Source organism: Desulfococcus sp., assembly GCF_050178255.1.
Taxonomy (GTDB): Bacteria; Desulfobacterota; Desulfobacteria; order Desulfobacterales; family Desulfococcaceae; genus Desulfococcus; species Desulfococcus multivorans.
In genome coordinates, this window is record NZ_JBFXGG010000006.1 from 44,715 (window position 1) to 62,090 (window position 17,376).

Sequence of the window (17,376 nt, forward strand, 5' to 3'; positions counted from 1 at the left end):
AAAGGCCGCACCCATACAGTGCGGCCTTCAGCGTTATTGGAGGAGCGAAAAACGATGGGGAACCAGATACGGACGACCATACTTTTGGGGGTCATGACGGCCTTTTTGGTGGGAATCGGGGGGCTGATCGGCGGTCGAGGCGGCATGATAACGGCCCTGATTCTGGCAGCCGGCATGAATTTTTTCAGTTACTGGTTTTCCGACCGGATCGTTCTGGGCATGTACCGGGCCAGGGAGATCACCCCGGGGGAAGCTCCGGAGCTTTACGATATCGTGCGGATCCTGGCCGAACGGGCGGGATTGCCTATGCCCCGTATCTACGTTATCCCGGCGGAGGCGCCAAACGCCTTCGCAACAGGCCGGAATCCCGATAACGCAGTGGTAGCGGTGACCGAGGGGCTCATTCACCTCATGGATCGAGAAGAGATCATGGGGGTCCTCGCCCATGAACTGGGTCATGTTCGGAACAGGGACATCCTCATCGGATCCATTGCGGCGACCATGGCCGGTGCTGTGATGCTGCTGGCCGACATGGCCCGATGGTCTGCCGTTTTCGGCGGGTTCAGAGACAACGAAAAGGGCGGCGGTCTTGGCGGCGTCGGCTTGATCGTGATGTCGATTCTGGCACCCGTTGCGGCCCTCCTCATTCAGATGGGGATCAGCCGGTCCCGGGAATATCTGGCGGATGAAACCGCAGCGCAACTGGTCGGCAGCCCTGACGGCCTGAGCCGGGCACTGGAGAAACTGGGCGCTTATGCCGGGCAACTGCCCATGCCTGCACGGCCCGAAACCGCACACATGTTCATTGTCAATCCGCTTTCGGGACGTGGCTTGATGCACTTGTTTTCCACCCATCCACCTCTGGCGGATCGAATTGCAAGGCTTCGAAAGCGATCGGTTGGGGGCAACGGAAAACGCGGCACCGTGAAGGAGCCTGAAAACATATGGGAGCGCCTTTCGGGTTGATTCGGCTTTGTGACGGAATCGGCCGGCATGGTGGAAAGGACGTCACGGATTTTGAGACTGATGAGATTCGAAAATACCGCAGGCTTGACCCAAAACAACGGCGTTGGCTTTCGGGTCCGGGGCCCTCGAAATGAAGCTGATGACCGCGATCCCGGCTGCACCGGTATCGAGACAGGCGCGGGTGTTGTGAGCGGTGATGCCCCCAATGGCTACTACAGGGAGAGGAGCGGCATCGACGATGGCCTTGAGCCCTGAAAGCCCTTTGACCGCCTTGGCATCGGTTTTGGTGCCGGTGGGAAAGATCGGGCCGGTGCCGATGTAATCGCATGACGACAGGTCGGTGTTACGCAGCTCATCGAGATTTGAGACGGAGACACCGATAATGGCCTCCCCGCCCAACCGTTGGCGCGCGACAGTGGGGGATATATCCTCCTGGCCGACGTGAATACCGTCGGCCCCCACGCGTTCGGCCAAGCCTATGTCGTCGTTGATGACTAATGGGATGCCCCACTCGCTGCAGAGCCATCGGATTTGAAGGATTTCGGGCAAAAAAGCGTCGGAAAATGACTTGTTGCGGTATTGGATCATCGTTGCCCCTGCACCAAGAGCGATCCGGGTCTGTTGTATGGGGGGACAGCTCGGTGCGTTGTCGTCCGTAATGAAGTAGAAACGCAACATTTTCCTAAGTGGGCGACACTTCATTTATCTACCGTTCCGTAAAAATTTCCGAGAAATTTCAGACAGTGCCGCTCCAGCTGTATCCGAGACCATTCTGCTCTCTATGCCAGTGCCGAAGCAAGCGAGTGTCTGGAATATACATAAAGAATATATCTTGTTGTGGCTAAAAAAACAAGCCGTTATGCAATTGCCGGAACAAACCGGCAAAAGTGATAGCATCTCCTGAGCGGCCCAATTCCAAAAAAGAATGAAATTCACAGAGGGGCCGTCGGCGCCGCTTCTCTGCCGTCATTTTCCGTAACGGCGATTTTTTTTATGAAAATACGTTTGTCCCCCTTTTTGCTGGTGATAATCGGCCCTGACGCCTGGATGCATTTCCCCACCATGTTCAGAAAAAATTCGCTGTTTTCAATGCTGTAAGTCTCTTCGTTTGTGGTCTGGATCTCCATCTCAAGGACAATGCCCTCATCGTCCCACGCACAGGGGATCAATATGCCTTCTACCGTATGTGTTTCTCTTCTATTTTTGTTCTTCATCATCCACCCTTTTTATCATTGCAGCGTTGGTTTCAAGCCGAATCGAATCCTTAAAAAGGGCACAGCAAATAATATGCCGACAAATTAAATCAAAAGTCAAAAAGAGATTTAAGTGAAACAAATCTTATAAAAAGATTCTGCCCATGATCCGATTCATCCCCGTTTTGAAGCCCCGTCTGAAGGCGCCTGAATTTGATGGTGTTACAGGAACCCGGAATTCCGAATTGCCATGGCATGTGAACTGGAAGTTCCGGTCTCCAAGGCCTGTGAGATCATCGAATCAGATGACGTCGGGGTCGGGCGGCGCTTGCTGCCGACGAATCAGGGGTATGGTCTGATAAAAAATTGAGATGCCGCCGGATTGCAGTTGAATTTGGCGTGAAAGCAACATAAAAGAGGAACTTTAAATTCCGGAGTGTTCAAAAAGACCCGGTTTACAGGTGGATCGATAGGATTTGGGAGTATCAATGGAGTCCGTTCTTGTGATTTGCCGGAACAAGGAAGCCCTTCAGGCCATCATATCCGCTTTTCCGAAGGATAGCCGGGTCGATAGGGCTGCAAACCCATCCCGTGCGATGACCTTCTTAAAGAAAAATTCCTATGAATTCGTGTTCATCGATATCGATATCCTTCAGGCGTCCTATCCGGATTTACCGATCGATGAAGCGCTGACCGTCTTTCGCAAGGGGCATGAGGCCTCTGAATTTATCGTTATGTCTTCCAAAAGCCAAATCCGACAGATGGTCAAGGCATTGAAATTCGGGGCCGCCGACTATCTTACCTATCCCGTTGAACCGGAGGAGGTCGCCCTGGTGCTGAAAAACCTTCGGGAGTCGATGATGCTTGCCTCCGAATTGGCTTATCTAAGAGAGCGTCATTTCCAGGAGGCGGCCTATGAGCTCATCGATTCTCAAAATACGGCCATGATCAAGGTGTTTAACAGCATCCGGATGGTTGCTCCGACACGGACCCCCATACTGTTGGTGGGAGAGACCGGTGTCGGGAAAGGGGTTCTGGCGAGATTGATCCATCGCCAGAGTCATCGTAAGAATGCGCAGTTTATCAGTGTCCATTGCGGTGCAATTCCGGAAACCCTGGTGGAAAATGAACTGTTTGGCCATGAGAAAGGCGCATTCACCGGCGCTGGTCACAGGAAACTCGGAAAGTTCGAAATCGCAAGTGAAGGTACGATTTTTCTGGATGAGATCGGTACCGTCACGCCTCTCATTCAAATCAAACTGCTTCAGGTTCTCCAGGACGGAACCTTCAGCAGACTGGGTGGAGAGGAGGAACTGAAGACCCAGGCCAGGGTGATCGCCGCTACGAACGCCGATCTGAAACAGATGAGCCAGGAGGGACAGTTTCGGAAAGATCTGTACTATCGCCTCAATGTTTTCCCCATCGAGATTCCCCCGTTACGAAAGCGGCTCGAGGACATTCCTTTTTTCGTGGAAATGTTCCTTAAAAAATTGAATCGGCTCTATTGCAAGGAGATCAAGGGAGCGCATCCGTCGGTCATTGATGCATTGATGCATTACAGCTGGCCTGGAAACATCCGGGAACTCGAAAATCTGATCGAGCGAGCCTATATCGTGGAAACCTCCAGGTTGCTGACACCTGAAAGTTTTTCGGTGGAATTGATTGAGGCTGAAGCGGCGACAAAGACAATCCATTCGGGTGCCTCCCTGGCTGAGGGGCGGCGTCGGGCTGTCGAGGTTTTTGAAAAGCAGTACCTGACGGAGCTTTTGGCACGGCACAGGGGAAGGGTTAAAAGTGCCGCTGCGGATGCCGGCGTCAGCACACGGCAGTTAAGCAAACTGATGTTGAAATACGCTCTTAGAAAAGAGGTTTTCAAATAGCTATCGTTCCATGGCAACTTTCAGTCGGAATATCAATTTATTGGCTAAGACATTTCTCCGCTTGGTCGAAGTAATTCCAGGCACGATCTTCCCGAATGCCGGCTTTCGTTCGACAATTATCCCGATGACATTCCCGCCGACAACTCCCAGCGCATAAACAAGCGAAAGCTCCTCGACAACAGGAACGACGGTCCAAGGGGCACTCCTGCGATGATATCTTCGAAGTCAAAGGCAAATTTCATCCCAACAGCACAGGATTTTTTTTAAGCGATCCTCCTGGATTTGTTCTCGTGATAGATGGTTTCATCGGTGTGACGCGCCTTTCATAAGTCAAATGTCCGGCAATCACCAATCTATTAAACCGTTGGCACGTTCGTTGCTGTAGTTTGACGCTACAGGATGGAACGATGTATCCACCATCGATGTCCTGACAATTAAGCTGTTATGATGTCAGCGCTTCCAAGACGTCAATCGATTTCTTGACGTGATGCTGTGGGTATATTTTTTGATTGGATGCTTGTTTATGCCGTCCGGCGACAGGATTTGATTTGAGAGGAAGGGAGATATGAGAGTGATACGAAAAGAACAAAAGAAAAAATCGGGTCCTTTGGCATATGCCGATGAACCTGTCCGCGGACTGAAGCCCAGGAAAAAATCGGCGCGCAAATGCAAGATTTGCGGAAAGGATCCCTCTCCGAATTATTTTTACTGCCCCTCCTGCCATCACCGGGTCAGCCATCATTCGGTGGAGATGGAGGAAGAGCGGGAGGAATTCGGCATTTCGGAGTGTCAGAACACCTCATCCTATTAGATGTGACGGCAACCTGTGTCGAGGAATGGACGGTTGGCGCGACGGCGGATGAAGGGTGCTTTTCCTGCCGTAAACCACGAGGCTTTTCCCCATCACGACATTCAACAACTGTTCCAGAAAGCGGGTGACCTTGGGATGCCGCATCATGTCCCACACCAGGAAGCGATGATACGTATTGACAAGAAGCCGGTCGGTCCGATGAAGACCCAGAAGGCATTTCAACCACCAGTAGGGAACATGGAGGCTATGGGCGCGATGACATCCTTGCAGCTGGACCTTCGATGCGGTGATGAGGTGCTGTATCGCTTCGCGGCTGTAAATCCGGATATGGCCTCCGGGGGTTGATCGATAGGTTTTTGAGAGTGTCCAGCATATTTTTTCAGGAAGATAGCAGGGTACGCTGATAACGAGATCGCCGCCGGGTTTCAGGACGCGAACGAGTTCGGTGACGGCGGCCCGGTGAGCAGGGATGTGTTCCAATACTTCGGAGCAGATCACGAGATCGAAGGCGGCGTCGGCGAAGGGCAGGGCAGTGATATCGGCTATTCCCAGCCGCCACAAACCTCGAATCTCTCCGATTTTGTCCAGCTCGGCCAAACGGTTTCTGGCGTCCAGAAGATCCTTTCCGTTGATGTCGGTTCCCACGGTCATCGTATCCGGACGGCGGACGGTTTCCGCCATGTGGCGGCCCGTGCCACAACCGACATCCAGAATCCGATGACCGGGTTTGATGGGAATCCGTCTGAAATCAACGGTAATCATCAATCACCTCCTGATAAGCGATCGCCGTTTTGACGGCGGCTTCCTGCCACGTAAAATTTTCCTGAACCCGTTTGCGTCCTTTCATCCCCAGTTCCCACGCGTGGTCAGGATTGTCCATCAGCCGCTGAATCGCCAGGCCGAGGGCATCGGGATCGGCCGGAGGTACCAGTATGCCGGCATCCCCAACCACTTCCGGCAGAGCACCGCCGGTGGTCGAAATGACAGGGACACCACAGGCCATCGCCTCTCCCGCCGGAAGACCAAATCCTTCATATACGGAGGGTACGACGGCCATTCCGGCTTTTGCATACTCAATAACAAACGCCGCGTCGGTGATTCTTCCGGTGAAGCGGATGTGATCTCCGATGCCGAGTCTGCGGATAAGCTTGACGACACCGCCGTTCCTTTTGGGCGTTCCGACGACGATGAGTTTCAGATCCGGGGTTTTCCCAGCGATATCTGCGATGGCTTGAAGGAGATAATAGAGTCCTTTCAAGGGCATGTCGGCGCTGTTGGTCACGATGATCCGACGGGGATCCCGACGGATTTCAGGAACGGGGTGGAACACGTCGGTGTCAATACCGTTGGGAATAACCCTGAAGCGGTGGTCGGGGATGGAAAACTCCCGGCTGATGTCTGCTCTGGTTCGCTCGGATACGGTGATGATGCGGGAGAATTTCCGGGCTACCCGGATTTGCATCCCGATGAATGAATACCATCGTCGGTGCTTCAATTTTTTCCACCATGATCGAACCGATCGGACCGCCACATCCCGGTCAACGGTGATGGGATGATGGATCGTGACAATGGCGGGTATTCGGTTTTTGAGTGCCCACACCCCGTAAGAAAGGCTCTGGTTGTCATGGATAATGTCATATCGGTCCAGCCGGTTTCGTAGAAACTGAAAGGCGCGAATGCCAAAGGTCATGGGTTCGGGAAACCCCATGGTGGAGACGCCGGTCCATTCCAGCAGGTTGATCGGATCCCGGAGTTCTCGGAGGGAAGGCGTTCTGAACAGATTTTCAGGGTTGTAGAGATCCAGACCGGGCAGGTAGATAATACGGACTCTTTTATCCAGGATCGGCAGCGGCGGTCCGGAAATGACATCCACTTGATGCCCGAGATTCGTGAGCGCCTTGCTCAGATGTCGGATATAAACCCCTTGCCCGCCGCAATGAGGGTTGCTCCGATAACTGAGCAGGCAGACTCTCAGCGGCCTCCGGTGACGTTCCGGCATGACATCCTTTTTCCTTTCAAAGGTATTGAACCTTCCCAGAGGGAATGGCGATTGGCGAGGGTCTTACAGCGCTCCTTTCGTTTTCGTCAAGTGCTTTTTCATGGATAATGGGGGATAGCGGCGCTGTTTTTTCTTGACCGGTCATGCCGTCGTTTCCTAAAACAGGCGTGATTCATAGAGCGGCTTCCCGAGCGCATGAACTGCGCGCCTGGATTTTTTTCGTTTTCCGTGATGTTGATCTGGAATGGTTTGCATCTTATATCTATTGTAAAAGCGACTCAATGGAAGAGGCTTATGGCGATCCCCGAAAAGGTCACCCTGGTGGAAGTGGGCCCTCGCGACGGCTTCCAGCTGGAACCCAAAATTATTCCTACGGACCTCAAGCTTGAGATGATCACCCGCCTGGCGGCATCCGGACTCAAATACATTCAAGTGGCGTCTTTCGTCAATCCCCGGCGGGTGCCCCAGATGGCTGATGCCGATGATCTTGTCCGGCGACTCCCACAGATGCCTTCGGTGACATTTTTCGGTTTGGCGTTGAATGCGGTTGGGGTGGAACGCGCTTGGCTGTCCGGTCTGAAGTGTATCGAGGTGTCGATTTCCGCAAGTGATGCCCACAGTCGAAGGAATGCGGGTCTGTCCTACGCATCGGCCTTACGGGAGGGAGAAAATATGGCTTCCATTGCGGCCGCCGCCGGCATGACGGTAACGGCCAGCGTTCAGTGCGCCTTTGGGTGCGTTTTCGAAGGTGAGATTTCGATGTCGCGTGTCCTGGACGCCGCCCGAATGTTCACGGCTGCCGGTGTGGCGCGGCTGACGCTGGCCGACACAACGGGAATGGGAACGCCGCCTGCGGTGGAACGAATGCTTCGTGAATTCGACACGGCGAACCTCGATCTTCCCGTCGGCCTCCATCTCCATGACACCCGGGGTCTGGGCCTGGTCAATGCGGCCGTCGGGCTTCGGTGCGGTGTCTCTTTCTTTGACACCGCCCTGGGGGGAATGGGTGGCTGCCCTTTTGTCCCCGGGGCTGCCGGAAACATTGCGACGGAGGACACCGCTTACCTGATGTCGGCAATGGGCGTCGAAACGGGTGTAGACTGGAAGGCGGTGGCGTCCTGCACGCGGCGCCTGTCCGCCTTTTTGGGTCGTGACTTGCCGGGCAAACTCTACCGGATGGCTTGATGCTGTCGCCAAAAGTGTCATCCGCCAGGGGGGTAAAGCGGCGATTGTCCCTCCCGTGCATGGTATCGACGAATGAATTTCCGGTGGCTGCTGAAGGCCAGTTCCGGCAACGCTGCGGGAAGAAAGAAACCGACATCGTCTGCATCGTCGCCCGGGACCGGCCTGCCGTGGAATTCCTTCACCAGGTAACATACCAGGGCCACTGTGTGATAGATTCTGCTGGGATTGGCGTCGGCGTCCAGGATGCGGTCGATGCGGCCGACAAGGCCCGTTTCCTCCCTGAGTTCCCTCAAAGCCGTCTCCTCTGGTGTCTCTCCCAGTTCCATATATCCCCCGGGAAGGCACCAAAGGCCCCGTTTGGGTTCAACCCCGCGCCGAACCAAAAGAAGACGGCCCTCGCCGTCGACGGTGATGACGCAGGCGGCGGGGATGGGATTCTCATAGAGGGGCGCGTCGCATCGAATGCAGAAGAGGCGCCGACGTCCCTCCCAATCCTTCCGGATCAGTGGATGACGACAGAAGGGACAGTATATTTTTTCAAGGATGCCGTTAATCGTCGAAATCTCCTTTAGGTCCCTTGCTGCCGGTCAGCAGGGCACCGCGTTCATGGATGCTCTCGGGGGTCCACGCGGCGGGGTCCTCGATCCGTTCAGCCTTGGGACCTGGATCATGGCTGCCGGTCTTCAGTATGGTTTCGATGGCGATATCCGCCGTATCCCCGGCGTTGAAGACGCGGGTCATCATGGTGTAGGCGAAGTCCTCCACGCGACGGGACATGCGTTCACGAATTTCACGAGGTTGTCCCAGCAGCTTGTTTTCAAAAGGCAAATTCAGCTTTTTGAAATTGCCGCCCTTCCAGCCTTGAGCGGCGGCATAGGCGATCATATCGGCCCACATCTCCTCGGAAACCCCTTCGTCCTTCACCTTAATAAAATTACCATCGGCGTCCATGATGGCGTTGCCGTAATCGTTTACCGACACGCCCCAGGAGATCATCTGCAGGGCCGTGGCGACATTTGCCTTGGTAGTCCGGGTCTTCTGGGCGATCTCACGAAGTCTCTCGGAATCATTGCCGGAGGTGCCGTGCTGGGCTCCGGAAACCCGATATTTTTCCAGTGCGGCATGGATCTCTGCGGTCAGTTCCACTTGGATGCCCTGATCGCTTGCCTGGATACCGTGGGTTGTGCCGTTGTTAAGAGCGATCCAGTTGGGGAAAATATCATGGGCGTTGAGCCCCTGGATAAGAAAGCGGGCCTCGTCTACGGTGGAAAGCCCTTCCTTGCCCTTGATCTCACCCACCTCGGTTTCCAGACCGGCCCAGGCCGGCACGACGCTTTTGATGATGTCGATGCTGGCCAGAAGGTTTTCGTCATCGGGCATGTGGGAGGCGTCAATGGCGATGGAAGTGATCCCGGCGTCGAAAATGGAGGGAATTTCGATCCTGGCCGGAGTGATATCGGCGGTTTTTTTAATGCCGTAATGATCTGCATGAACCGCCACGGGGATAGTGATGCCGAGTTCGTTGCAGACAGCATCAACCTGTCGGGCGATGTTCCAGAAGTTGACTCCGCAATAGGCGGAGGCACCGCCTTCGGAGCGGGCGATTTCGATGATCACCGCGCTGTTGGCCCGCTGAGCCGCAGCCAGGACGCCGCGGATGATAAAATGATTCCGGCCGTTGGCCGCCATACAGATGGCGTGGCCCTTTTGGATCATCGCCAGATCGATGAATTTGCCGCTGACGAGCAGCGCTTTGGAGTGGGGAAAAATTTTTTTGACGTTGGGGGGGCGACCGATGTCCAGGGCGCGTTCAAAATCTGTCATTGGTGAACCTCCTTTATGGCGTTAAAAGATAATTGTGACGGTTTCGCGGTCATTGCAAAGGCATCTATTATGAAACATATCAAATATAGTAGCGCATCTTCAGGCAAATTCAATGAGATCAGCGGAAAAAAACGTACGACGTCTGTGGATGGGTAGTGCTTATGACATCTCACGAAAAAAAATGACGTTCTAATTCTCCCCCCGGATTTCCCTCAGAATGTCAAGGACTTGTTCTCTGAAAACTTCCGGCGTGCGGAGCTCTCCCCACCCCAGTTGCATCTGGAAAAGGCCGTCGTAGGCGGTGTCGTGATAGCTTCGCAATTCATGGGGGATGTCCTCCTGTCGGAGGACGTTGCTAACGACCTGGGCTTCGATAGCATTTTCGATGACGGCGGTACGAATGAAACTCATGTCGGCAGATGATTTTTTTGTCGCCATGACGGCTGAACCTCCTCGCCGGCATACCAGACCTGCATAAGGAAAAGCCCTTGGGGCGGGGCCGTGGCGCCGGCACATCGTCGATCCCGGGAATCCAGTATTCTTTTGAACCGGGCCGGGGTCGTCTTGCGGTGCCCGACATCCACCAGGCTTCCGACGATATTTCTTACCATGAAGCGCAGGAAGCCGTTGGCGGAAATCTGGAAAACGATGATCCCCTCGACACTTTTCATGAGATTCGCCTCAGTGATGCACCGGATCGAATGGGATCGAGGACTTCCGGCACCCTCGAACGCGCTGAAATCATGTTCTCCCAGGAGGTGGTCGGCGGCCTCCTGCATGGCGGTCGTGTCCAGCGGTCGACGGATGAACCAGACATGTCGTCTGTGGATGGCAGAGGGTAGTGCATGGTTCAGGATGTGGTAATGGTAGGTCTTGCCCTTTGCATCGAAACGAGCGTGAAAACCGTCGGGGGCTTCACGGCAGTCCCGAATCACGATGTCACCGTCCAGCATGCTGTTCAGTCCTTTCTGGATAATTTCCGGTGAAAGTCGGGTTTCACAGCGAAAACCGGCAACCTGTCCCAAGGCATGGACGCCGGCGTCGGTTCTTCCGGAGGCGGCAAGGCGAACCGGTACTCCGACCATGGTCTCCAAGGCCGACTCGATTTCGCCCTGGACGGTCCTCCGGCGAGGTTGGTATTGCCAGCCGGCGAAACCGCCGCCGTCGTATTCAATGGTCATTCTGAAATTCTTCACCTTACCCCTCACGGCAACAGCAGCACAATGGACAGGGACATGAACGACAGAACCGTCGACATCGCGATGGTTGCCGATGCCAGATCCGTGCTGCTGTTGAGCTGTGAGGACAACACGTAAATGGCCGTGGAGGTCGGCAGTGCGAAGAAGATCATCCCCACTTTGAAAGGAATGTCTGAAACGCCGTAATACTTCAGGCAAATATAGCCGACTATCGGAAAGATAAGGAGTTTGGCGAACGCTGCAACCAGAGACAATTTCAGGTGTCCTTTGAGGGTTTCAAGGTTCAGTGCACCGCCGATGGAAATGAGTGCCAGAGGCAGGGTGACCGAAGCAGCCAGTTTAAAGGTGTTGTTGATGAACACGGGAAAGTATCCGACAAGTCTGGCATAAAGAATGCCGGCGACGCAGGCGAGAATCAGCGGGTTATGAATCAATGCCCGGGCGGTCATTCGAACACGCTTCCCCGGGGAAAAATTTTTTCCGGAATACCAGATCAGGGTGGAGACCGCCAGGACATTGATGAAAGGAATGGCAAAACCCACCATGATACTGAAGTGCCGGGCACCTTCCTCGCCTATTGCGTTGAGGATGATGGCCATGCCGATATAAGTGTTGAAGCGATAGCAACTCTGGGAAAAAGAGCCGGCTTCGAATTGGGGCACGGTGAAACGGATGTAGACGGCGCTCAGGATGTAGATGACACATACGGTCGTCAGAACCGCCAGACATAAGTTCCAGTCGATACCGCCGTCAGATCGGGCTCCGGCGATCTTCCAAAAGAGCATGACCGGGAAAAAAATATAATAGACCAGCCTGTCCGAGGTATTCAGAAACGTGTCATTGGTCAGACGAAATTTCTTAAGCCCGCCTCCGAGAACCAGAAGTGCAAAGACCGGAAAAAGGCCGTTTAATACGATCATCAGTATAAGGACCTGATGTTACAGCCGGTTGCAGGGGATGTCAGCCAATTGTTCCTCCAGGTCGTCATCCATGGTATCGGCGAGTTGATCGAGAGTGAAGCGGCGGCTGCAGAACCTGCAGCAAAAAAAGGTTTGCCGTCATGTTCTTCCGATGTCCAGCGCCCCCCCGCATTCGGGGCAGCGCATGCTGTTTCGACGTGTAATACCACGGTACATGGAGTGATCCTCCTGTGTTGGGGCCTCAATGGTGCATCAAAATCCAAAGCGCCAAAGCGATTGACAAGCGCATACGATTCTGTCAAATGAGAAGCTTTGGATGAATTAACTTTTTATTAAACTCACAATACTAAATCAATTCGTCGTGAAAGTCAAAATATAGAGATGGTGGATATGGAAAAACCGAGATGTGCGGGGTTTAGATTTTCAGGGATTGCCGCGGGCATCAAGAAAAAAGGGGGCAAGGATCTGGGGCTGATCGTTTCGGAAGTCCCGGCATCCGTTGCCGGAGTGTTCACGCGGAACCGGATCCAGGCTGCTCCGGTATTGTTGGACCGGCATCGCATACGAACCGGGCGATGTCAGGCCGTGATTGTCAATAGCGGAAACGCCAACTGTTGCACGGGTGATGCAGGCCTTCGGGATGCCGAAGCCATGTGTCGTCGTGCGGCGGAGGCTCTGGGTATTTCAGAGGAACTCGTCTGCGTCGCGTCGACCGGCGTCATTGGACAGCCCATGCCCATCGAAACCGTCCTCGCCGCTGTTCCCGAACTGGCGGGAGCCCTTTCATCTGAAGGTCTCGACGATTTTGCCGAGGCGATCATGACCACCGATCTTGTCCCCAAGGTCGTCACGGTTCAAGGAGAGATTGATGAAACCCCTTACACCGTGACAGGGGTCGCCAAAGGGTCGGGCATGATCCGGCCGGACATGGCCACCATGCTCTGTTTCGTGGTCACGGATCTGTCGGTTCCGCCGAAGATTCTTCAGGAAAGCCTTGTGGCCGGCGTTGATCGATCCTTCAACCGTATCACCGTCGACGGCGACACCAGCACCAACGACACCGTGTTGTTGATGGCCGGCGGCCGCTCCGGTGCGACCATAGAGACTCCCGAGGCCCTGGCCGCATTCCAGAGACATCTGGATCAGGTTCTGACAGGGCTGGCCCGCATGGTCGTCAAAGACGGCGAGGGGGCCACGAAACTGGTTGATATCTCTGTAGTCGGGGCGGCCTCCGAAGGGGATGCCCGACAGGTGGCGGATACCGTGGCCCATTCCAATCTTGTCAAGACCGCGCTTTTCGGCGAAGATGCCAACTGGGGCCGAATCATCGCTGCTGCCGGGCGATCGGGGGTGCCGGTGGTGCCGGATGCCATCGACATCCGTTTTGACGACGTGACCATGTGCCGCAACGGAATGAGCTGTGGTCCCGAGGCGGAGAGTGCGGCCACGGCCGTGCTGAAAAAAAACGAATATCGCATCACCATCGATCTCCATATGGGGCCGGCGTCGGCGTCGGTGTTGACCTGTGATTTTTCCATTGATTATGTCAAAATCAATGCGGATTATCGTTCCTGATCCTCATGGAGAAGGCTGAACGATGGGATTGATGCGCCTTCAGAAATTCCTGTCCGCCGCAGGTGTCTGCTCGAGACGGCGGGGAGAAGCATACATCCAGGCCGGACGAGTCCGGGTCAACGGGACGGTGGTTCGTGTTCTCGGCGTGAAAGTGGATCCCGAAAAAGACAGCGTCCTCGTGGACGGCAGCCCGGTGTCTCTCGAGGCGCAACTCATCTATATCGCCTTGAACAAACCGGTGGGATATGTGACCAGCTGTGATCAGCCCGGTGAGCGGATCGTCGTGGATCTGATCGACATCCCCCAGAGGGTTTATCCCGTTGGTCGCCTGGACAAGGATTCGACGGGCCTGTTGCTGCTGACCAACGACGGCCGTCTTCATCATCAACTGTCCCACCCCTCCTTTGACCATGAAAAGGAATACGAAGTCAGTACGACCCACCCCATGCCCGAAGGCGCTCTCAGGAAAATGGCGGAGGGTGTGCCGCTCATGGGAAGCCTCACCCGGACCGCCCGAGTCCGGCGGGTTTCATCGACGCGGTTTCGCATTGTTCTGAAGGAAGGCCGAAACCGCCAGGTTCGACGAATGGTCCGAAAGGTGGGCGGGCATGTGGCGACGCTGAAGCGAATCCGCGTTGCCGGCATCCGATTGGGAAACCTGGCCGAAGGCACCTGGCGATATCTGACAGCGGCCGAGATTTCCACCCTGGGGGTGCCGGTGCCGTCCGAGGCGGAAGCGCGGAGGAAACCCTCGACACAAGGGTCATAGGTGATTCAGAACATAATCAGTGCGCGCCGCTGCCGGAAGGACCGGGACCCGGATGATCGGATAACCCAGTGTTTGATAGGCCGATTGGAGGAGCGTGTCCAGACGGGCAACGGTTTCGGGATTCTCGTTTCGGATGCCGTCCCGAATCCAGGGCAGGCGTTCGAAAAAAAAGATTCGCCGATACCGGACGTGACGGGCGTGGGCCAGGGGCTCCTCCGGGTCGAGACCGAAGAATTGAAAATAGGCAATGCTGTCGGGAATGCCGCGGTCGATGAAGATCGTCGCCCTTGTCGGTAACTTACGCTCCAGGGTGAGCTTCGCTTGCAGAATGCGTCGCTGAAAGTCAAGGGGGCTTTCACGGATCTCCCTGAGGGACATTCCTGCTGCAATCCCCTCCTCGACAGCCTTTCGGGCGGCTTCGTGCACCACCCTGTATCCCTGTCGCTCGAGGCTGAGGATAACCGTGGTTTTTCCCGAACAGGGCGCACCGGTGATGACGCACCAGTGGGTTTTGCGCATAAGATGTAAACTGCCTGGATAACGGGTGGAAAAATCAATAGGGGCGACAGCCGCCCCTTGTCGATTTCGAGTCACCGTATGTCATGGGACCGAAGTTCCGCAACCTTATTGAGGCTCGAGTTCGACCCTGCTATAGCAGACAACGGCTGGAATATCCAGACGACTGAAGGCCGTCGAGGCATTCAAGATGCCGATTCTTGAATACCATAAGTTGAGATCGGTGATTGATGGTTTTGGAGGAAAGGCGGCATGTTGAACTTTCTGCGAAACCGTTCGGAAATCGACTTGCGACTGCATCATTATTTTTCATCAGGATGTGGAGACCAACATGATTACATCAGAAGGCGTATTCAACAAAACCGAGAAGATTGCCGTTGTGGGTTTGGGCTATGTCGGCCTTCCCCTGGCGATACACCTGGCCGGACATTTTAATGTGGTGGGTTATGATCTGAAGACGGAGCGGATTCGGGAACTGGCGTCCGGGTACGACCGAACCCTGGAGGTGACTCGTGAAGCATTGGCCTCCGCGACCGTTGTCTTTACGGACGATCCGACCGAGCTCTCTGCGTGCCGTTTTATCATCGTAGCTGTACCGACGCCCATTGATGTCTACCGGATTCCGGATTTATCCCCCCTTCGCGGCGCCTCCCGCATCGTTGGGCGGCACATGTCGGCGGGCAGCTGCGTGGTCTTCGAGTCTACGGTCTACCCCGGCGCGACGGAGGAGGTCTGCGTTCCCATCCTCGAGGAGGAATCGGGGCTTGTCTTTGGCCGTGATTTCACGGTGGGCTACTCTCCGGAGCGCATCAATCCAGGTGATAGGGAGCATACTTTCGACAAGATTTTGAAGATTGTGTCGGGATCCGACGAAGCGACCCTCCATCTTTTGACTCAGATTTACGGACGGGTGGTCAAGGCCGGCCTTCATCAGGCGTCCTCCATCAAGGTTGCCGAAGCCGCCAAGGTGATCGAAAATACCCAGCGGGATCTCAACATCGCGCTGATGAACGAACTGGCCATGATCTTCGACAAGATGCACATCGACACCACAGAGGTTCTCGAAGCGGCCGGGACCAAGTGGAACTTTCTTCCTTTCAAACCCGGGCTTGTGGGCGGCCACTGCATCGGCGTCGATCCTTACTATCTGACGTTCAAGGCGGAGTCCATAGGATATCACCCCGATATGATACTCGCCGGCCGGCGTATCAACGACGGCATGGGAAAATTCGTGGCGGAGCGCACGGTCAAGATGCTCATCAAAACGGGTAAGCCCATTCGGGGGGCTAAAATCGCCGTCCTCGGACTGACATTCAAGGAGGACGTTCCTGACCTGCGGAACACCCGTGTGGTGGACATCGTTTCCGAACTTCGGGACTACGGCATCGAGGTCGGAATTCACGATCCCATGGCGGATCCCGATGAGGCCCTGCGGTACTACGGTCTGGACCTGGTTTCCCTTGAGGACCTGTCGGGGGTGGACGGTGTCATTCTGGCTGTTATGCACCGTACCTATCGGGAGATGGGCCTTGCCCGAATCGCGGCTCTCTGCGGTGGGAGAAGGCCCCTGGTCGTCGATATCAAAAGCGCTTTCAGCGTTTCGGACGCAATGGCCCAGGGCATTGAATATTGGCGGTTATAACACCTTGAGGTTTCTGCTTCTGGAACCGTTTTTCGGAGGATCCCACCGGGATTTTGCCGAGGGGCTCGTCAAGCATTCCCGTCACGAGATCGATCTTGTGACGCTTCCCCCCCGGTTCTGGAAATGGCGTATGCGGGGTGCCGCTCTCCATTTCTGGGGAAAGCTCCGCAACCCGGCATCCAAAGGCGGCGTGTGGCCGGGATCTTATGACGGGTTGATCGTCAGCGGACTCATGAGCCTTGCGGACTTCAAATCCATGGCGGGCGCCGCTTGTCCCCCCGCCATGGTCTATTTCCATGAAAGTCAGTTGACCTACCCCCTTGCGACGGATGAGGCCTTTGATGCTCAGTTCGGGTTTACGGACATCACCACTGCCCTCGCGGCCGATCGGGTGGTGTTCAATTCCCAGACGCATTTCGATTCCTTTTTCGACCGGCTTCCCGGTTTTCTGGGCATGATGCCCGACTACCGGCCCAATTGGGTGATGGGCGAGATTCGACGAAAGGCGTGTGTGCTCCACCCCGGCTGCTCTCTGCCCCTGTATGAAAAGCCGGTTCAATCCAGAGGGACCGGTCCGCCGCTCATCGTTTGGAATCATCGGTGGGAGTTCGACAAGAACCCGGAAGCCTTTTTCGAGGGATTGTACGCGCTGCTGGATCGGGGAGACGACTTTCGCGTGGCGCTGATGGGAGAACGGTATCGGCGCATCCCTCCTGCCTTTGACCGCGCCGGAACGATTCTCGGGGATCGAATCGTCCACGACGCTTATATCACGGATAAGGACGCCTACCATGGCATGCTCCGCAGAGGTGATATTGTTGTCAGCACGGCCTTTCAGGAAAATTTCGGGATATCGGTGGTGGAAGCCGTTGCGGCGGGATGCCTGCCCCTGCTGCC

18 protein-coding genes and 1 pseudogene are annotated in these 17,376 nt (G+C 55.2%); 8 read left to right on the top strand and 11 right to left on the bottom strand.

The genetic code is table 11. The features are described from left to right. Positions 1-54: 54 nt before the first annotated feature. On the top strand, positions 55-966 hold the full coding sequence (htpX, locus tag AB7S84_RS02635; RefSeq protein ID WP_020877092.1) for a zinc metalloprotease HtpX: 912 nt from the start codon (positions 55-57) through the stop codon (positions 964-966). 42 nt (positions 967-1,008) lie between these two features. On the opposite strand, the gene thiE is transcribed toward htpX, so the two are convergent. Both thiE and AB7S84_RS02645 read right to left on the bottom strand, forming a co-directional pair. Then, positions 1,009-1,644 carry a thiamine phosphate synthase gene (thiE, locus tag AB7S84_RS02640; RefSeq protein ID WP_159449711.1) on the bottom strand — a complete coding sequence of 212 codons (636 nt, stop codon included), beginning with the start codon at positions 1,642-1,644 and terminating at the stop codon, positions 1,009-1,011. 254 nt (positions 1,645-1,898) lie between these two features. Further along, positions 1,899-2,183 (bottom strand): hypothetical protein, encoded by a 285-nt coding sequence (locus AB7S84_RS02645; protein ID WP_040415708.1) that lies wholly within the window; start codon positions 2,181-2,183, stop codon positions 1,899-1,901. Between the two features lie 464 nt (positions 2,184-2,647). Between AB7S84_RS02645 and AB7S84_RS02650 the strand changes: the two genes are divergently transcribed. Both AB7S84_RS02650 and AB7S84_RS02655 read left to right on the top strand, forming a co-directional pair. Beyond that, positions 2,648-4,039 (top strand): sigma-54 interaction domain-containing protein, encoded by a 1,392-nt coding sequence (locus AB7S84_RS02650; RefSeq protein WP_020877095.1) that lies wholly within the window; start codon positions 2,648-2,650, stop codon positions 4,037-4,039. 565 nt (positions 4,040-4,604) lie between these two features. Beyond that, positions 4,605-4,850: a hypothetical protein gene (locus AB7S84_RS02655; RefSeq protein ID WP_020877096.1), complete on the top strand. Its 246-nt coding sequence runs from the start codon at positions 4,605-4,607 to the stop codon at positions 4,848-4,850. Here AB7S84_RS02655 and AB7S84_RS02660 read toward each other — a convergent pair. Beyond that, positions 4,839-5,612 (bottom strand): class I SAM-dependent methyltransferase, encoded by a 774-nt coding sequence (locus AB7S84_RS02660; RefSeq protein WP_020877097.1) that lies wholly within the window; start codon positions 5,610-5,612, stop codon positions 4,839-4,841. The two genes, AB7S84_RS02655 and AB7S84_RS02660, sit on opposite strands and share 12 nt — an antisense overlap. Continuing rightward, positions 5,599-6,849, bottom strand: coding sequence for a glycosyltransferase family 4 protein (locus AB7S84_RS02665; RefSeq protein ID WP_020877098.1), 1,251 nt, complete (start codon positions 6,847-6,849; stop codon positions 5,599-5,601). Before AB7S84_RS02665 ends, AB7S84_RS02660 begins: the two co-directional genes overlap by 14 nt. 294 nt (positions 6,850-7,143) lie before the next feature. Here AB7S84_RS02665 and AB7S84_RS02670 point away from each other — a divergent pair, with 294 nt between their 5' ends. Continuing rightward, positions 7,144-8,034 (top strand): hydroxymethylglutaryl-CoA lyase, encoded by an 891-nt coding sequence (locus AB7S84_RS02670; RefSeq protein WP_020877099.1) that lies wholly within the window; start codon positions 7,144-7,146, stop codon positions 8,032-8,034. Positions 8,035-8,051: 17 nt separating this feature from the next. Here the strand turns inward: AB7S84_RS02670 and AB7S84_RS02675 are convergent, their stop codons facing one another. From AB7S84_RS02675 to AB7S84_RS02700, 6 genes and pseudogenes are all read right to left on the bottom strand, one after another. After that, on the bottom strand, positions 8,052-8,597 hold the full coding sequence (locus AB7S84_RS02675; RefSeq protein WP_330216962.1) for an NUDIX hydrolase: 546 nt from the start codon (positions 8,595-8,597) through the stop codon (positions 8,052-8,054). Further along, positions 8,584-9,858, bottom strand: coding sequence for a class II fructose-bisphosphate aldolase (locus AB7S84_RS02680; protein ID WP_020877101.1), 1,275 nt, complete (start codon positions 9,856-9,858; stop codon positions 8,584-8,586). Before AB7S84_RS02680 ends, AB7S84_RS02675 begins: the two co-directional genes overlap by 14 nt. A gap of 189 nt (positions 9,859-10,047) precedes the next feature. Next, complete coding sequence (locus tag AB7S84_RS02685) at positions 10,048-10,296, bottom strand: hypothetical protein (RefSeq protein WP_020877102.1); 249 nt, start codon at positions 10,294-10,296, stop codon at positions 10,048-10,050. Beyond that, the gene (gene truA / locus AB7S84_RS02690) at positions 10,266-11,039 is read right to left on the bottom strand and encodes a tRNA pseudouridine(38-40) synthase TruA (RefSeq protein WP_428152830.1); all 774 of its coding nucleotides are present in this window, start codon (positions 11,037-11,039) and stop codon (positions 10,266-10,268) included. The genes AB7S84_RS02685 and truA overlap by 31 nt, the downstream gene beginning before the upstream one ends. 23 nt (positions 11,040-11,062) lie before the next feature. Further along, positions 11,063-11,977 carry an AEC family transporter gene (locus AB7S84_RS02695; RefSeq protein ID WP_020877104.1) on the bottom strand — a complete coding sequence of 305 codons (915 nt, stop codon included), beginning with the start codon at positions 11,975-11,977 and terminating at the stop codon, positions 11,063-11,065. 18 nt (positions 11,978-11,995) lie between these two features. Beyond that, positions 11,996-12,103 (bottom strand): annotated as a pseudogene (locus tag AB7S84_RS02700) (dual CXXC motif small (seleno)protein); the annotation flags it as partial. A gap of 264 nt (positions 12,104-12,367) precedes the next feature. Between AB7S84_RS02700 and argJ the strand changes: the two are divergent. Next, entirely contained in the window at positions 12,368-13,552 is a 1,185-nt protein-coding gene (gene argJ, locus AB7S84_RS02705) for a bifunctional glutamate N-acetyltransferase/amino-acid acetyltransferase ArgJ (RefSeq protein WP_020877105.1), read from the top strand. A gap of 22 nt (positions 13,553-13,574) precedes the next feature. Beyond that, complete coding sequence (locus tag AB7S84_RS02710) at positions 13,575-14,321, top strand: pseudouridine synthase (RefSeq protein ID WP_020877106.1); 747 nt, start codon at positions 13,575-13,577, stop codon at positions 14,319-14,321. On the opposite strand, the gene AB7S84_RS02715 is transcribed toward AB7S84_RS02710, so the two are convergent. Then, positions 14,316-14,840, bottom strand: coding sequence for an AAA family ATPase (locus tag AB7S84_RS02715; RefSeq protein WP_020877107.1), 525 nt, complete (start codon positions 14,838-14,840; stop codon positions 14,316-14,318). The genes AB7S84_RS02710 and AB7S84_RS02715 overlap by 6 nt on opposite strands. A 328-nt stretch (positions 14,841-15,168) precedes the next feature. On the opposite strand from AB7S84_RS02715, the gene AB7S84_RS02720 reads away from it, so the two are divergent. Both AB7S84_RS02720 and AB7S84_RS02725 read left to right on the top strand, forming a co-directional pair. Then, entirely contained in the window at positions 15,169-16,479 is a 1,311-nt protein-coding gene (locus AB7S84_RS02720) for a nucleotide sugar dehydrogenase (protein ID WP_020877108.1), read from the top strand. Between the two features lie 4 nt (positions 16,480-16,483). Further along, on the top strand, positions 16,484-17,376 hold an 893-nt coding region (locus tag AB7S84_RS02725), incomplete at its 3' end, for a tRNA-queuosine alpha-mannosyltransferase domain-containing protein (protein WP_428152831.1).

What these genes read in the sequence shown, in the direction of transcription:
- htpX (WP_020877092.1), top strand. Translation starts at nt 55, where the DNA reads ATGGGGAACCAGATACGGACGACCATACTTTTGGGGGTCATGACGGCC.
- thiE (WP_159449711.1), bottom strand. Translation starts at nt 1,644, where the DNA reads ATGTTGCGTTTCTACTTCATTACGGACGACAACGCACCGAGCTGTCCC.
- AB7S84_RS02645 (WP_040415708.1), bottom strand. Translation starts at nt 2,183, where the DNA reads ATGATGAAGAACAAAAATAGAAGAGAAACACATACGGTAGAAGGCATA.
- AB7S84_RS02650 (WP_020877095.1), top strand. Translation starts at nt 2,648, where the DNA reads ATGGAGTCCGTTCTTGTGATTTGCCGGAACAAGGAAGCCCTTCAGGCC.
- AB7S84_RS02655 (WP_020877096.1), top strand. Translation starts at nt 4,605, where the DNA reads ATGAGAGTGATACGAAAAGAACAAAAGAAAAAATCGGGTCCTTTGGCA.
- AB7S84_RS02660 (WP_020877097.1), bottom strand. Translation starts at nt 5,612, where the DNA reads ATGATTACCGTTGATTTCAGACGGATTCCCATCAAACCCGGTCATCGG.
- AB7S84_RS02665 (WP_020877098.1), bottom strand. Translation starts at nt 6,849, where the DNA reads ATGCCGGAACGTCACCGGAGGCCGCTGAGAGTCTGCCTGCTCAGTTAT.
- AB7S84_RS02670 (WP_020877099.1), top strand. Translation starts at nt 7,144, where the DNA reads ATGGCGATCCCCGAAAAGGTCACCCTGGTGGAAGTGGGCCCTCGCGAC.
- AB7S84_RS02680 (WP_020877101.1), bottom strand. Translation starts at nt 9,858, where the DNA reads ATGACAGATTTTGAACGCGCCCTGGACATCGGTCGCCCCCCCAACGTC.
- AB7S84_RS02685 (WP_020877102.1), bottom strand. Translation starts at nt 10,296, where the DNA reads ATGGCGACAAAAAAATCATCTGCCGACATGAGTTTCATTCGTACCGCC.
- truA (WP_428152830.1), bottom strand. Translation starts at nt 11,039, where the DNA reads ATGACCATTGAATACGACGGCGGCGGTTTCGCCGGCTGGCAATACCAA.
- AB7S84_RS02695 (WP_020877104.1), bottom strand. Translation starts at nt 11,977, where the DNA reads ATGATCGTATTAAACGGCCTTTTTCCGGTCTTTGCACTTCTGGTTCTC.
- argJ (WP_020877105.1), top strand. Translation starts at nt 12,368, where the DNA reads ATGGAAAAACCGAGATGTGCGGGGTTTAGATTTTCAGGGATTGCCGCG.
- AB7S84_RS02710 (WP_020877106.1), top strand. Translation starts at nt 13,575, where the DNA reads ATGGGATTGATGCGCCTTCAGAAATTCCTGTCCGCCGCAGGTGTCTGC.
- AB7S84_RS02715 (WP_020877107.1), bottom strand. Translation starts at nt 14,840, where the DNA reads ATGCGCAAAACCCACTGGTGCGTCATCACCGGTGCGCCCTGTTCGGGA.
- AB7S84_RS02720 (WP_020877108.1), top strand. Translation starts at nt 15,169, where the DNA reads ATGATTACATCAGAAGGCGTATTCAACAAAACCGAGAAGATTGCCGTT.